Below are 935 nucleotides of genomic sequence, written 5' to 3' on the forward strand. Positions count from 1 at the left end.
CCGCGCGCGGGGCACCAGCGCGCGGCTCGACCTGAGCGCGTCCCACGCGGTGTCGGCGGCGCTGGCCGCCCTCTCGGTGGGGGAGAAGCAGCCGGACGCCGCATAGGGCGGGTACGGGGCCTCAGCGGCGCCGTACGGCCACGAAACGGACCGGGGTTCCGGGCACCGCCTGCGCGGCGGCCGGGAGGTCCGTCGGGCGGACGACCGCGATCACCGGATAGCCGCCGGTGGTCGGATGGTCGGCGAGGAAGACCACGGGGCGGCCGTCCGGGGGGACCTGGACGGCGCCCAGGACCATGCCCTCGCTGGGGAGTTCACCGGTCAGGGCCCGCTCCAGGGCGGGCCCCTCGGTGCGCAGGCCGATGCGGTTGCTCGCCGACGACACCTGATAGACGCGTGAGGTGAACGCCCGCACGGCCTCCGGGGTGAACCAGTCGTCGCGGGGTCCGAGCGTCACCCGAAGGACGAGTTCGACCGGGGGGCGCGGCTGCGGGGCGACGTCCACGCGCGCGTGGAGGCTCGTCGGGGACCCCAGCGGCAGTATGGCGCCGTTCGTCAGCGGCGCTGGACCGAGCCCGGAGAGCAGATCCGTGGAGCGGCTGCCGAGCACCGGCTCCACGGTGACGCCGCCGGCGAAGGCGACGTAGGCGCGTACTCCGGAGAAGGCTGTTCCGATGTCCAGGAGGGCTCCGGCGGGCACGTGCACGGGTGCGCCCCAGGCGACGGGACGTCCGTCCACCGTGACCGGGCAGGGCGCTCCGCCGACGGCCACGAGAGTTGTTGAACGAGGCCTTACAGCACACCCGTTGAGGGTCGTCTCCAGGACGGCAGCCTCGGGCGGATTGCCGACCAGCCGGTTGACGAGCGCCGCCGCGGGCCCGTCGAGCGCCCCGGAACGCGGCACCCCCAGGTGCGCGTGTCCGGGCCGCCCCAGG

1 protein-coding gene is annotated in these 935 nt (G+C 75.3%); it reads right to left on the minus strand.

Annotated features, from left to right (window positions below):
• Positions 1-121: 121 nt before the first annotated feature.
• Positions 122-934 (minus strand): biotin-dependent carboxyltransferase family protein, encoded by an 813-nt coding sequence (locus tag R6V09_RS53935; protein ID WP_317888666.1) that lies wholly within the window; start codon positions 932-934, stop codon positions 122-124.
• Between the last annotated feature and the right edge of the window lies 1 nt (position 935).

It is taken from the genome of Streptomyces sp. W16 (genome assembly GCF_033194735.1).
In the GTDB taxonomy this organism is placed as follows: Bacteria; Actinomycetota; Actinomycetes; order Streptomycetales; family Streptomycetaceae; genus Streptomyces.